A 12,507-nucleotide genomic window follows, 5' to 3' on the forward strand; every position below is an offset into this window, starting at 1 on the left:
GGAGTGCGCTCGATGCCGGCGTCGCGGAAATCAGGCAAGGTAATCTACACGTTGCGGCCTTCCAGAGAGGGCCTGCCTGCCTTTTCTGATATCAAGCTTCCGGGCGGCACGATCATTCGCCGTGTCGATGAGGCCCTCCACAGGAAGGCGCTTTTCAATGCGACCAAGGCGCTGAAAGAAAGGCTGGACCGATGACCCACGAATTCCTTGCCGGCAACGAAAATTCGCAGCTGCGCGCCAACGGGATCAACGCCGGCGACGTCGCAGAGGCCGTGCTGGAATTCTATATCGAAGGCGAGGACGATCTGATCGGCTTGCTAGCCTACGCCCTCTACGAGCGACAGAAGCGTGATTTCGTTGTCAGCCATCGCAAGCGCAACGCCGGCCGTTCGCCCAATGAAGCCGAGCTTGCCGCCGTCACCAGCAATTATCTCTCGACCGACTTGCGCAATACGCTGCGCGACCGGGCCTCGCAGATCCTTTCGAGCTATGCCGAAACCTATGTGGAGGCGATGGAACCGGAGATCCGGCTGGCCGCCGTCAACAATGATGCGCTGCGAAAGATGCGTGACATCGAAAAATCGATGAAGCGGCGCCTCGGCTTCTGGCGCCAGGTCCGTGCCGGCTTTGTCGTCGCCCTGCTGCTGCTTCTGCTTTTCGGCGCGGCCACCTTTGCCGCTGTCTTTTTCCACTCGGATATCGTAGATGCGTGGAATGCGCTGATGGTACCGACCACTCTACGGACGTAAGACGACATGATCCTTTTTCCCGCGATCGACCTGAAGGGCGGCCAATGCGTCCGCCTGAAGCTCGGCGACATGCAGCAGGCGACGGTCTACAACACCGATCCGGCCGCCCAGGCGAGATCCTTCGAAGACCAGGGGTTCGAATGGTTGCACGTGGTCGATCTCGACGGCGCCTTTGCGGGGCATTCGGCCAATGGCGACGCCGTCGAGGCGATCCTGAAGGCGACGCAAAATCCGGTGCAGCTCGGCGGCGGCATCCGCACCCTCGATCATATCGAAGCGTGGCTGTCGCGCGGGCTGCGGCGCGTCATTCTCGGCACCGTCGCGGTCAGAAATCCTGATCTGGTCATCGAGGCCTGCCGGAAATTCCCGGGCCATGTCGCCGTCGGCATCGATGCCAAGGGCGGCAAGGTCGCCGTCGAGGGCTGGGCGGAGGCTTCCGAACTCGGGATCATCGAGCTCGCCAGGAAATTCGAGGGCGCCGGCGTCGCCGCGATCATCTACACCGATATCGACCGAGACGGCATCCTTGCCGGCATCAACTGGACCTCGACGCTGAAACTTGCCGACGCCGTCTCCATTCCCGTCATCGCCTCCGGCGGCCTTGCCTCTCTCGATGATGTCAGACGTATGTTGCAGCCCGATGCGCACAAGCTCGAGGGGGCGATTTCCGGCCGGGCGCTTTATGACGGCCGCATCGATCCCAAGGAAGCCCTGGCGCTGATCCGGGTGAACAGGGCAAAGGAGACCGCGTAAATGACCCTTAAAGCCCGTGTCATTCCCTGCCTCGACGTCAAGGACGGCCGCGTCGTCAAGGGCGTCAACTTTCTCAATCTCGTTGATGCCGGCGATCCGGTCGAAGCGGCGAAGGCCTATGATGCGGCCGGCGCCGATGAACTTTGCTTTCTCGACATCACTGCGTCCTCGGACAATCGCGAGACGATCTTCGATGTCGTGTCGCGCACAGCCGACCAATGCTTCATGCCGCTGACAGTCGGCGGCGGGGTGCGCACCATCGCTGATATCCGCAAGCTCTTGCTGTGCGGCGCCGACAAGGTCTCGATCAATTCGGCGGCGGTCAGCAATCCCGACTTCGTCGCTGAAGCGGCCGACAAGTTCGGCGACCAATGCATCGTCGTTTCGATCGACGCCAAGCGCAGGCGCACACGGGCGGTCGGCGGCGACAATCTCAGCGCCTGGGAAATCTATACGCATGGCGGCCGCAACGCGACGGGCCTCGACGCCGTCGAATTCGCCCAGAAGATGGTAGAGCGCGGCGCCGGCGAGCTTCTGGTCACCTCGATGGACCGCGACGGCACCAAGGTCGGCTACGATCTGGAACTGACGCGGGCGATCGCCGATGCGGTGCGTGTGCCGGTCATCGCGTCGGGCGGCGTCGGCGACCTCGACGATCTCGTCGCCGGGGTGAAGGAAGGCCATGCCAACGCGGTGCTCGCCGCCTCGATCTTCCACTTCGGTACCTATACCGTCGGCGAGGCGAAACACTATATGTCGAAGTGCGGCATCGACATGCGTCTGGACTGAACCTTGAAAGCGGACCTATGAGCGGATTTTCTCTTTCCGATCTCGAAAGCATCGTCGCAGAACGGTCGAAAGCCTCGCCAGAGCAATCCTGGACAGCGAAGCTCGTGGCCGCCGGTCAGCCGAAAGCGGCAAAGAAGCTCGGCGAGGAGGCGATCGAAGCCGTGATGGCGGCGGTGACCGGCGACCGCGATAATCTGACCTATGAAGCCGCCGATGTGCTCTATCACCTATTGGTCGTATTGAAGATTGCTGAAATACCGTTAGAGAATGTCATGGCCGAACTCGAGCGCCGAACCGCGCAGTCCGGCCTCAAGGAAAAGGCCGGCCGGCAGAGTTCATGAGTATCGCGACTGAGATCATCGGGGTGCCGGAAACGTTGGATCATTTCCAGTCGGACTCCTATTCGCCCTACCACTTCTTCTCTTCCGAACAATGGGCGAAATTCCGCGCCGATACGCCGCTGACGCTGACCAGCGACGAGGTCAAACGGCTGCGTTCGATGGGCGATCCGATCGATCTCGACGAGGTCCGGCGGATCTATCTGTCGCTGTCGCGGCTGCTGTCGGCGCATGTCGAATCTTCGCAGATGCTGTTCGAACAGCGCAACCGCTTCCTCAGCCTGTCCGATGTGACAAAGACGCCCTTTGTCATCGGCATCGCCGGCTCGGTCGCCGTGGGAAAATCGACCACGGCCCGTATCCTCAAGGAGCTCCTGGGGCGCTGGCCTTCCAGCCCCAAAGTCGATCTCGTTACTACCGACGGCTTCCTCCATCCGAACGCCGTGCTGCAGCGGAAAAAGCTGATGCAGCGCAAGGGTTTTCCGGAGAGTTACGACACGGCGGCGATCCTGCGCTTTCTCTCGGCGATCAAGGCCGGACAGCCGGATGTGAAGGCGCCTAGCTATTCGCACCTTGTCTACGACGTGCTGCCGGACGAATACAAAATTGTCGACCGGCCCGACATCCTGATCTTCGAGGGCATCAACGTGTTGCAATCGCGCGACCTGCCGGCCGGTGGCAAGATCGTGCCGATGGTCTCCGACTTCTTCGACTTCTCGATCTATATCGATGCCGCGGAAGACCAGATCCACAACTGGTACGTCGCACGTTTCATGCGGCTGCGCGAGACCGCCTTCCGCGATCCGAACTCCTATTTCCATCGCTACGCCTCGATCAGCGACGCGGAAGCGCTCGAAATCGCCGGGGATCTGTGGGCGAATATCAACCTGAAAAACCTGCGGCAGAACATCCTGCCGACGCGGCCGCGTGCCGATCTCATCCTGAAAAAGGGCAAGGATCATCTGATCGAGCAGGTCGCGCTGCGGAAACTATAGCAGGCGATCCTATGCTGATTGTCAGTTCGGGGGATTGACGCGGCGTAACGTCAGATTGATGCGCCCGCCATTCTTCAAGAGCGTCGAGGTCGCCGGATGAATGCGGTCGACGCCGTGGAAACAAAGTCTCCCCTCGCCGCCCAGAACGACCAGATCGCCGCTCGAAAGCTTGAAGGATAGCGTAGGATCATTGCGGTTGAGGCCGCCGACGCGGAAGAGGCAGCTGTTGCCGAGCGAGATCGAGACAACCGGCGCCTGCAGATCCCTCTCGTCCTTATCCTGATGCAGGCCCATGCGCGCGTCGTCGGCGTAAAAATTCACCAGACAGGCTTCGGGCGGTTTGTCGTAGCCGGCAACATCATTCCAGATATCAAGCAATTCCCGCGGCATGTCAGGCCAGCGCCTGCCGGTTGCCGGATGCGTCGGCTGATAGCGATAGCCGCGCTCCTTGTCGGTCACCCAGCCGAGCGGCCCGCAATTGGTCATGCGCACCGACATCGGCTTGCCGGTGCCGGGCATGACGGGCACATAAAGCGGCGCCTCAGTGACAATAGTGCGGATTACCTCGACCAATGCCTCCTGACGCGCCCGGTTGAGGTAGCCGGGGAGATGGCGAATGCCGCTCAAGAGCTCCGGCATGTCATTCGCCTCCGCTGCCGCCAGGGCGGCCACGCATTTTCTTGACTTCAGAACGGCCGGATTTTTCCTTCAGGCGGCGCTCGACCGAACCCTTGGTCGGCCTGGTCTTCTTGCGTGGTGGCGGCGGCGGCTTGGCGGCCTCCAGTAACAATTCCTTCAGCCGGTCGCGCGCATCCTCGCGGTTGCGGTCCTGGCTGCGAAACCGGCTCGCCTCGATCATCAGCACGCCTTCCTTCGAAAGGCGGCGGCCGGCAAGCTTGACCGCATTGGTTTTGACACGATCATTGAGGGACGGCGAATTCGGGATATTGAAAAACAGCTGGACCGCGGTCGAGACCTTGTTGACATTTTGCCCGCCGGGACCGCCCGCCAGAACGAACTGTTCCGTCAGCTCCCATCCGGCGATGGTGATTCTGTCGTCGATATAAAGTGCGTCGCTGGCCATGCGGCGTTCTATCTCACATCGGCGGCGAATTGAAAATATCGGCTGCAATCAAAGAAAACCCGGCGATCCTGCGATACCGGGTTTCACGTGAGTCAGAGAATTTTGTTGTTCTTATTCGGCGGCGACCTTTACGCCGGGGGCCGCATCGCGGACGCCGCCGTCGACGTGACCCTCGAACTTGGCGAAGTTGGCGATGAACATCGAGACCAGCTTTTCGGCCTGCACGTCATAGGCCGATTTGTCGGTCCAGGTCGAGCGCGGATCGAGAATGCTGCCGTCGACGCCGTTGACGGAGACCGGCACGGCGAAGCCGAAGTTGGTATCCGCACGGAACTCCACCTGGCCGAGTTCGCCGGTGAGAGCCGCAGCGAGAAGGGCACGCGTCGCCTTGATCGGCATGCGCTTGCCAGTGCCGTAAGCGCCGCCGGTCCAGCCGGTATTGACCAGCCAGCACTGGACGCCATGGCGGCCGATCAGCTCCTTGAGCAGATTGCCATATTCGGCCGGATGCCGCGGCATGAACGGGGCGCCAAAGCAGGTGGAGAAGGTCGCTTCCGGCTCAACCACACCGTTTTCGGTGCCAGCCACCTTGGCGGTATAGCCGGAGAGGAAGTGATACATCGCCTGATCAGGCGTCAAGCGAGCGATCGGCGGCATGACGCCGAAGGCATCGGCGGTCAGCATGATGATCGTCTTCGGATGCCCGGCCCGGCCGGTTTCCGAAGCGTTCGGGATGAAATCCATCGGATAGGCGCAACGGGTGTTCTCGGTCAGCGAGCCGTCATTGAAATCCGGCTCGCGGCCTTCGTTCAGAACGACGTTTTCGAGCACGGTGCCGAAGCGCTGCGTCGTCGCATAGATTTCCGGCTCGGCCTCGGCCGACAGACGGATGGTTTTGGCGTAGCAGCCGCCTTCGAAGTTGAAGATGCCGTTTTCACTCCAGCCGTGTTCGTCATCGCCGATCAATGTGCGGGCCGGATCGGCCGAAAGCGTCGTCTTGCCAGTGCCGGAAAGGCCGAAGAACACCGCGGCGTCACCGTTCGGACCGACATTGGCCGAGCAGTGCATCGGCATCACGCCCTTGGCCGGCAGCAGGTAGTTGAGCACGGTGAAGACCGATTTCTTCATTTCGCCGGCATAGGAGGTACCGCCGATCAGAACGAGACCGTTGGTCAGGTCGCAGGCAATCACCGTTTCCGAACGGCAGCCGTGGCGGGCCGGATCGGCCTTGAAGCTCGGCAGATCGATGATCGTCAGTTTCGGCGCGAAGCTGGGCAGCGCTGCGGCATCGGGGCGGATCAGCAGATTGCGGATGAACAGCGAATGCCAGGCAAACTCGGTGACGACCCTTGTCGGCAGAGCATGGCCTTCCTCGGCGCCGCCGACGAGATCCTGGACGAACAGGTCCCTACCCGCGGCGTGCGCCAGCATATCCTCGCGCAGCAGGGCGAAATGTTCCGGCGAGATCGGCTTATTGTTGTCCCACCAGATTTCGCTGTCGGTATTGCTGTCGCGAACGACGAACTTGTCGCGCGGCGAACGGCCGGTGTGCTGGCCGGTGATAGCCCGCAGCGCACCCTGAGCAGTCAGTTCGGCTTCGCCCCGGCGGATCGCTTCTTCATAGAGCGCGGCGGCAGAAAAGTTGTAGCGAACGCTGGCTGCGCCGCCCAATCCAACCGTTGCCAGCTCTGTTGCCGGGTTATGAACTCCGAACATTTCCATGGCTAATTCCCTTCGCTCAGGCTCGGTGCCGTTTAACTAAGCGCGAAAATACGGGCAGGATTTTTAAAACACAAGACGCTAAATTTGATAAAATGTAGTAATATCAGATATTTAATCGATTTAAATTTATTGCTTCTATTTTAAATCGTTTTAAAGACCGCGTTGAAACATTTTGCCGCACTACTCCAGATTGCTGGAGAATTTCACGACAATCTTTCCCTTTATCTTTGCCACAATTTGTTCCACCTTTATCCTCCATAAGCGCATCCGGTCACTGAGACCGCCTGGGGAGAGCAAATCCGGGAGATTGCGCACTGATGACGGAGACCAACACCATGCCGACAATCGCGCTCGTTGATGACGACCGCAACATCCTCACCTCGGTGTCGATCGCGCTGGAGGCCGAAGGATACAAGGTCGAGACTTATACGGATGGAGCTTCGGCGCTCGACGGCCTTCTGGCGCGGCCACCGCAGCTGGCGATCTTCGACATCAAGATGCCGCGCATGGACGGCATGGAATTGCTGCGCCGTCTGCGGCAGAAGTCGGATATTCCCGTCATCTTCCTCACCTCCAAGGATGAGGAGATCGATGAACTCTTCGGCCTGAAGATGGGCGCCGACGATTTCATCACCAAGCCTTTTTCGCAGCGCCTGCTGGTCGAGCGCGTCCGCGCCGTGTTGCGCCGCGCCTCAAGCCGTGAAGCCGCAGCCGCCGGCACCAGCCCCGCCGGCGCGCCGAAGAACGGCGCTGTGCAGCAGGCCCGATCGCTGGAGCGCGGGCAACTGGTCATGGACCAGGAACGCCATACCTGCACCTGGAAGGGTGAGGCCGTGACCCTGACGGTGACCGAATTTCTGATCCTGCATTCGCTGGCGCAGCGCCCCGGCGTCGTCAAAAGCCGCGACGCGCTGATGGACGCCGCCTATGACGAACAGGTCTATGTCGACGACCGGACCATCGACAGCCACATCAAGCGGCTGCGCAAGAAATTCAAGATGGTCGACAACGACTTTGATATGATTGAAACGCTCTACGGAGTGGGATACCGCTTCCGCGAAGCGGCCTGAGCCCACGCGGCGCAGGGCGACTGCATAATTCCCTAGACAGAGTTATGCAGCAGTTCAAAGTGTTACAGCCTCCTTTGCGCGTCTGAAAAGACGCGCGGCGCTGTCGGAATTGTTGAGGGCTGCAGGCCGATTTATCCGGCCCCGCCCTTCGAAAGGGCCTGTCGTTGGCACAGTTGGTGCAGGAAAGGGATCTCGACGATGCGGAGGGCGTGAGCGCCCCTCGCGTCAAGGGCCGCCGTTGGTCGCATCCCTTCACGCTGATACGCCGTATCTTCGGCAATGCCGTGTTTTCGAGCCTGACGCGGCGCATCCTGTTCTTCAATCTCGTCGCGCTGGTAGTGCTTGTCTGCGGTATCCTCTACCTCAACCAATTTCGCGAGGGACTGATCGATGCCCGCGCCGAGAGCCTGTTGACGCAGGGCGAAATCATCGCCGGCGCTATTTCGGCTTCCGCATCGGTCGATACCAACTCGATCACCATCGATCCGCAAAAGCTGCTGGAGCTGCAGGCCGGACAGAGCATCACCCCGGTGCCGAACGACGAGGACCTCGAATTCCCGATCGATCCCGAGAAGGTCGCGCCGGTTCTGCGCCGGCTGATCTCTCCGACGCGCACACGCGCCCGCATCTTCGATGCCGATGCCAATCTGCTGCTCGATTCGCGCCATCTTTATTCGCGCGGCCAGGTGCTGCGTTTTGACCTGCCGCCGGTCGAAGAGGAGAAGCAGACCTGGAGCGAGTGGTTCGCGACCCTGTTCAACAAGGCGCTGCAGCCCGGCAACCTGCCGCTCTACAAGGAAGCGCCGGGCGGTGACGGCTCGATCTATCCAGAGGTGATGAATGCACTCACCGGCGTGCGCGGCGCCGTCGTGCGCACGACCGAAAAAGGCGAGCTCATCGTTTCCGTCGCCGTGCCGATCCAGCGTTTCCGCGCCGTGCTCGGGGTGCTGTTGCTGTCGACACAGGCTGGCGATATCGACAATATCGTGCATGCCGAGCGGCTTGCCATCATGCGCGTCTTCGGTGTCGCGACGCTCGTCAACGTTCTGCTTTCGCTGGTGCTCTCGTCGACGATCGCCAATCCGCTGCGCCGCCTTTCGGCCGCCGCCATCCGGGTGCGGCGCGGCGCCAAGGCGCGCGAGGAAATTCCTGACTTTTCTGCCCGTCAGGATGAAATCGGCAATCTTTCCATTGCATTGCGCCAGATGACGACAGCGCTCTACGACCGCATCGATGCGATCGAGAGTTTCGCGGCCGATGTCAGCCACGAGCTCAAGAATCCGCTGACTTCGCTACGCAGCGCCGTCGAAACGCTGCCGCTTGCCAAATCCGACGATTCCAAGAAGCGGTTGATGGACGTCATCCAGCACGATGTCCGCCGCCTCGACCGGCTGATCAGCGATATCTCCGACGCCTCCCGCCTCGATGCCGAACTCGCTCGTGTCGATGCCGGTTCCGTCGACATGGAAATGCTGTTGCGCGACCTCATTGAGGTTTCGCGCCAGGTCAGGAGCACCAAGAAGCAGGTGGAGATCGAATATGCGATCGAACGCAAGCCGAACGTCAAGACGCGCTTCGTCGTCAACGGCCACGATCTGCGCATCGGCCAGATCATCGCCAACCTGATCGAGAACGCCCGCTCCTTCGTACCGGAAAAGGGTGGAAAGATTACCGTGCGGCTGGTGCGGACACGGTCGCGCTGCGTCACCACGATCGAAGACAACGGACCCGGCATCCAGGCCGAAAATATCGACCGCATCTTCGAGCGCTTCTATACGGATCGACCGGAATCGGAAGGTTTCGGCCAGAATTCGGGGCTCGGCCTGTCGATCAGCCGCCAGATCGCCGAAGCCCATGGCGGCTCGCTGAGAGCAGAGAACATCACCGATGCCGAAGGCGGACAGGTGCTCGGGGCCCGCTTTATCCTCGCTCTGCCTGTCGGCGCCGCCGCATGACGACGGCTCCGAACATCCATGCGACGGCGATCATCGTCGGCAGAACGGGGCTGCTGTTCAGCGGACCTTCCGGCTGGGGAAAATCAATGCTGGCCTTCACCTGCATGACCGAGGCACGCCGGCTCGGGCTGTTCACGGCGCTGGTCGCCGACGACCAGGTTCTTTTGTCTGAAGAGGCCGGCACGGTGATCGCGGCATGTCCGCCGTCGATCGCCGGGCTGATCGAACTTCGCGGCACCGGCATCGTCCGGCAAGATCATATTCCACGGGCGCCGATGCACTACGCCGTGCTTCCGGGCAGCGCCACTGGTGAGGAGCGCGTGCCCCCCGAAGGCGAAATCGTCAGCCTCGCAGCCGGTCTTTCGCTTCCCGCATTGCGGTTGCTCACTGGCGTTTCGTCACCCCTTGCAATCCTGATGGCGAAAGCACCCGATATCGGGCATTGAAGCCTTCCGGAGTGATCAATCTGCCTTATATATTCGCATTTTTATCTTGCACTTCGGCTTTTCATGGCCAAGATGTGCCCCCACCGGTGGACGTAATTGCTGCATTGCGATATTGGGGCCACCGTTGGCGTATATGGGAGCAGTAATATCATGATCGGACTTGTGCTTGTCACTCATGGCAAGCTGGCTGAAGAGTTTCGTCATGCTGTCGAGCACGTCGTCGGTCCTCAGAAATTCATCGAGACGGTCTGTATTGGCCCCGAAGACGACATGGATCAAAGACGGCAGGACATTCTCGAAGCTGTTTCCGGTGCCGATGATGGCCATGGCGTCGTCATTCTGACCGACATGTTCGGGGGCACGCCGTCCAATCTTGCCATATCCGTCATGAGCAGCGGCCATACCGAGGTCATTGCCGGCGTCAACCTGCCGATGCTGATAAAGCTCGCCGGCGTGCGTGGCGAGAACAACATGGAGAAGGCGCTGGTGGAGGCTTCCGAAGCCGGGCGGAAATATATCAATGTCGCGAGCCGCGTGCTTAGCGGAAAATAACGGCCCTCCATGACATCGCTATCCCGAGAACTCCTGATTATCAACAAGCGCGGTCTCCACGCCCGCGCCTCGGCCAAATTCGTGCAAATGGTCGAGACCTTCGATGCCGCCATCACCGTTTCCAAGGACGGAATGACGGTCGGCGGCACCTCTATCATGGGCCTGATGATGCTTGCGGCCAGCCCCGGCTCGAGCGTCGTCGTCTCGGCAAGCGGCAGCCAGGCCGAGCAAGCGCTGGAGGCCCTGGACCAACTGATCCAGAACCGGTTCGGCGAAGAGATGTGATCGCCAACAGCGATCATATAAACATATAAAGACTTCTTTATATCCTTATTGCCTTCCCATTCGAAGCCTGCTAAACGGCGGATATGCCGTGCGCTAAAGTGCGATGCATCGAACTTGCTTCATGCGGACGCGCTTAGCTCTCTGTCCTTGTGCATGTCGTTATCCCGGAGCCACTGCACACGTCCGGGCGATATACATGAACACGCGGCCCATCCGTCGCGCGGCCATCTTCGCGCCTGCGCCAATTTTTGAGACGTTTTTCAGCCTGGAGACCCCTATGAGCACTGAAAAAGATTATGTCGTCGCCGATCTCGGGCTTGCGGATTTCGGCCGCAAGGAAATTACGATCGCCGAAACCGAAATGCCGGGGCTGATGTCCTGCCGCACCGAATTCGGCCAGGCAAAGCCGCTGAAGGGCGCGCGCATCACCGGCTCGCTGCACATGACCATCCAGACGGCCGTGCTCATCGAGACGCTGGTGGCGCTCGGTGCCGAAGTCCGCTGGGCCTCGTGCAACATCTTCTCGACGCAGGATCATGCCGCTGCCGCGATCGCCGCCGCCGGCGTGCCTGTCTTCGCCATCAAGGGCGAGTCACTTGAGGATTACTGGGTCTATACCGACAAGATCTTCCAGTGGGCCGATGGCGGCCTTTCCAACATGATCCTCGATGACGGCGGCGATGCAACCATGTACATCCTGCTCGGCGCCCGCGCCGAAGCCGGTGAAGATGTGCTGTCGCATCCGCATTCCGAGGAAGAGGAAATCCTCTTCGCACAGATCAAGAAGCGCCTTGCCGCCTCTCCGGGTTGGTTCACCAAGCAGCGCGACGCGATCAAGGGCGTCACCGAGGAAACGACGACAGGCGTCAACCGCCTCTATCAGCTCAGCCAGAAGGGCCTGCTGCCCTTCCCGGCGATCAACGTCAACGACTCGGTCACCAAGTCGAAGTTCGACAACAAGTACGGCTGCAAGGAATCGCTGGTCGACGGCATCCGCCGCGGCACCGACGTGATGATGGCCGGCAAGGTTGCCGTCGTCTGCGGCTACGGCGACGTCGGCAAGGGTTCTGCCGCTTCGCTTTCCGGCGCCGGCGCCCGCGTCAAGGTGACCGAAGCCGATCCGATCTGCGCATTGCAGGCTGCGATGGACGGTTATGAAGTCGTGCTGCTCGAGGACGTCGTTTCCTCTGCCGATCTCTTCATCACCACCACGGGCAACAAGGACGTCATCCGCATCGACCACATGCGTCAGATGAAGGACATGGCGATCGTCGGCAATATCGGCCACTTCGACAACGAAATCGAAGTCGCCGCGCTGCGCAATCTCAAGTGGACCAACGTCAAGCCGCAGGTCGACCTGATCGAATTCCCCAAGGGCAACCGCATCATCCTTCTTTCCGAAGGCCGTCTGCTCAACCTTGGCAACGCCACCGGCCACCCGTCCTTCGTGATGTCGGCTTCCTTCACCAACCAGACACTGGCGCAGATCGAGCTCTTCACCAAGCCCGACCAGTATTCCAACCAGGTCTATATCCTGCCGAAGCATCTCGATGAGAAGGTCGCACGCCTGCATCTCGACAAGCTCGGCGTGAAGCTGACTGAGCTTTCCGAGGAGCAAGCTGCCTATATCGGCGTCTCGCCCAAGGGTCCGTTCAAGGCCGACCACTACAGATATTGATCTTATCGTTAATATCCACAAGATGTAGAAGCCGCGGCATTGACAACTGCCGCGGCTTATTTTTTGGGCGCTCCCTTCCCGCCGATTCCCA

At 60.5% G+C, this 12,507-nt stretch carries 16 protein-coding genes; 12 read left to right on the forward strand and 4 right to left on the reverse strand.

Annotated elements, in window-relative coordinates; translation table 11 throughout:
• Positions 1–12 precede the first annotated feature (12 nt).
• Genes HJB82_RS21450 through coaA form a run of 6 tightly spaced genes read left to right on the forward strand, consistent with a single transcriptional unit; the run spans position 13 to position 3,624 of the window.
• Positions 13–195, forward strand: a complete 183-nt coding sequence (locus HJB82_RS21450; protein ID WP_221131574.1) for a hypothetical protein — start codon at positions 13–15, stop codon at positions 193–195.
• The gene (locus HJB82_RS21455) at positions 192–749 is read left to right on the forward strand and encodes a hypothetical protein (RefSeq protein ID WP_221131575.1); all 558 of its coding nucleotides are present in this window, start codon (positions 192–194) and stop codon (positions 747–749) included. The genes HJB82_RS21450 and HJB82_RS21455 overlap by 4 nt, the downstream gene beginning before the upstream one ends.
• Before the next feature lie 6 nt (positions 750–755).
• Positions 756–1,502: a 1-(5-phosphoribosyl)-5-[(5-phosphoribosylamino)methylideneamino]imidazole-4-carboxamide isomerase gene (gene hisA / locus HJB82_RS21460; RefSeq protein ID WP_221141343.1), complete on the forward strand. Its 747-nt coding sequence runs from the start codon at positions 756–758 to the stop codon at positions 1,500–1,502.
• Positions 1,503–2,291 (forward strand): imidazole glycerol phosphate synthase subunit HisF, encoded by a 789-nt coding sequence (gene hisF / locus HJB82_RS21465; protein ID WP_207582350.1) that lies wholly within the window; start codon positions 1,503–1,505, stop codon positions 2,289–2,291. It abuts the gene before it with no gap.
• Positions 2,292–2,308: 17 nt separating this feature from the next.
• Positions 2,309–2,632: a phosphoribosyl-ATP diphosphatase gene (locus HJB82_RS21470; RefSeq protein WP_003571373.1), complete on the forward strand. Its 324-nt coding sequence runs from the start codon at positions 2,309–2,311 to the stop codon at positions 2,630–2,632.
• Positions 2,629–3,624, forward strand: coding sequence for a type I pantothenate kinase (gene coaA, locus HJB82_RS21475; protein ID WP_207582349.1), 996 nt, complete (start codon positions 2,629–2,631; stop codon positions 3,622–3,624). The genes HJB82_RS21470 and coaA overlap by 4 nt, the downstream gene beginning before the upstream one ends.
• 21 nt (positions 3,625–3,645) lie before the next feature.
• Here coaA and HJB82_RS21480 read toward each other — a convergent pair whose 3' ends face one another.
• From HJB82_RS21480 to HJB82_RS21495, 4 genes are all read right to left on the reverse strand, one after another.
• Positions 3,646–4,263, reverse strand: a complete 618-nt coding sequence (locus HJB82_RS21480) for an alpha-ketoglutarate-dependent dioxygenase AlkB (RefSeq protein WP_221141345.1) — start codon at positions 4,261–4,263, stop codon at positions 3,646–3,648.
• Between the two features lies 1 nt (position 4,264).
• Positions 4,265–4,708: an alternative ribosome rescue aminoacyl-tRNA hydrolase ArfB gene (arfB, locus tag HJB82_RS21485; RefSeq protein WP_207582347.1), complete on the reverse strand. Its 444-nt coding sequence runs from the start codon at positions 4,706–4,708 to the stop codon at positions 4,265–4,267.
• 111 nt (positions 4,709–4,819) lie between these two features.
• The gene (locus HJB82_RS21490; RefSeq protein ID WP_221141347.1) at positions 4,820–6,430 is read right to left on the reverse strand and encodes a phosphoenolpyruvate carboxykinase; all 1,611 of its coding nucleotides are present in this window, start codon (positions 6,428–6,430) and stop codon (positions 4,820–4,822) included.
• Between the two features lie 103 nt (positions 6,431–6,533).
• Positions 6,534–6,689: a hypothetical protein gene (locus HJB82_RS21495; protein WP_207582345.1), complete on the reverse strand. Its 156-nt coding sequence runs from the start codon at positions 6,687–6,689 to the stop codon at positions 6,534–6,536.
• Positions 6,690–6,765: 76 nt separating this feature from the next.
• Between HJB82_RS21495 and HJB82_RS21500 the strand changes: the two genes are divergently transcribed.
• The 6 genes from HJB82_RS21500 to ahcY all read left to right on the forward strand — a co-directional run bounded on the left by HJB82_RS21500 (position 6,766) and on the right by ahcY (position 12,416).
• Positions 6,766–7,500 (forward strand): response regulator transcription factor, encoded by a 735-nt coding sequence (locus HJB82_RS21500; RefSeq protein WP_007632058.1) that lies wholly within the window; start codon positions 6,766–6,768, stop codon positions 7,498–7,500.
• Positions 7,501–7,664: 164 nt separating this feature from the next.
• Positions 7,665–9,455 carry a sensor histidine kinase gene (locus tag HJB82_RS21505; RefSeq protein WP_207582344.1) on the forward strand — a complete coding sequence of 597 codons (1,791 nt, stop codon included), beginning with the start codon at positions 7,665–7,667 and terminating at the stop codon, positions 9,453–9,455.
• Positions 9,452–9,901 carry an HPr kinase/phosphorylase gene (locus HJB82_RS21510; RefSeq protein ID WP_207582343.1) on the forward strand — a complete coding sequence of 150 codons (450 nt, stop codon included), beginning with the start codon at positions 9,452–9,454 and terminating at the stop codon, positions 9,899–9,901. The genes HJB82_RS21505 and HJB82_RS21510 overlap by 4 nt, the downstream gene beginning before the upstream one ends.
• A gap of 150 nt (positions 9,902–10,051) precedes the next feature.
• Entirely contained in the window at positions 10,052–10,453 is a 402-nt protein-coding gene (locus HJB82_RS21515) for a PTS sugar transporter subunit IIA (RefSeq protein WP_003544139.1), read from the forward strand.
• A gap of 9 nt (positions 10,454–10,462) precedes the next feature.
• Positions 10,463–10,738, forward strand: coding sequence for an HPr family phosphocarrier protein (locus HJB82_RS21520; RefSeq protein ID WP_164015495.1), 276 nt, complete (start codon positions 10,463–10,465; stop codon positions 10,736–10,738).
• Positions 10,739–11,015: 277 nt separating this feature from the next.
• The gene (gene ahcY / locus HJB82_RS21525) at positions 11,016–12,416 is read left to right on the forward strand and encodes an adenosylhomocysteinase (RefSeq protein ID WP_207582342.1); all 1,401 of its coding nucleotides are present in this window, start codon (positions 11,016–11,018) and stop codon (positions 12,414–12,416) included.
• Positions 12,417–12,507 lie beyond the last annotated feature (91 nt).

Source organism: Rhizobium sp. NZLR10 (assembly GCF_019685125.1).
GTDB lineage: Bacteria > Pseudomonadota > Alphaproteobacteria > Rhizobiales > Rhizobiaceae > Rhizobium.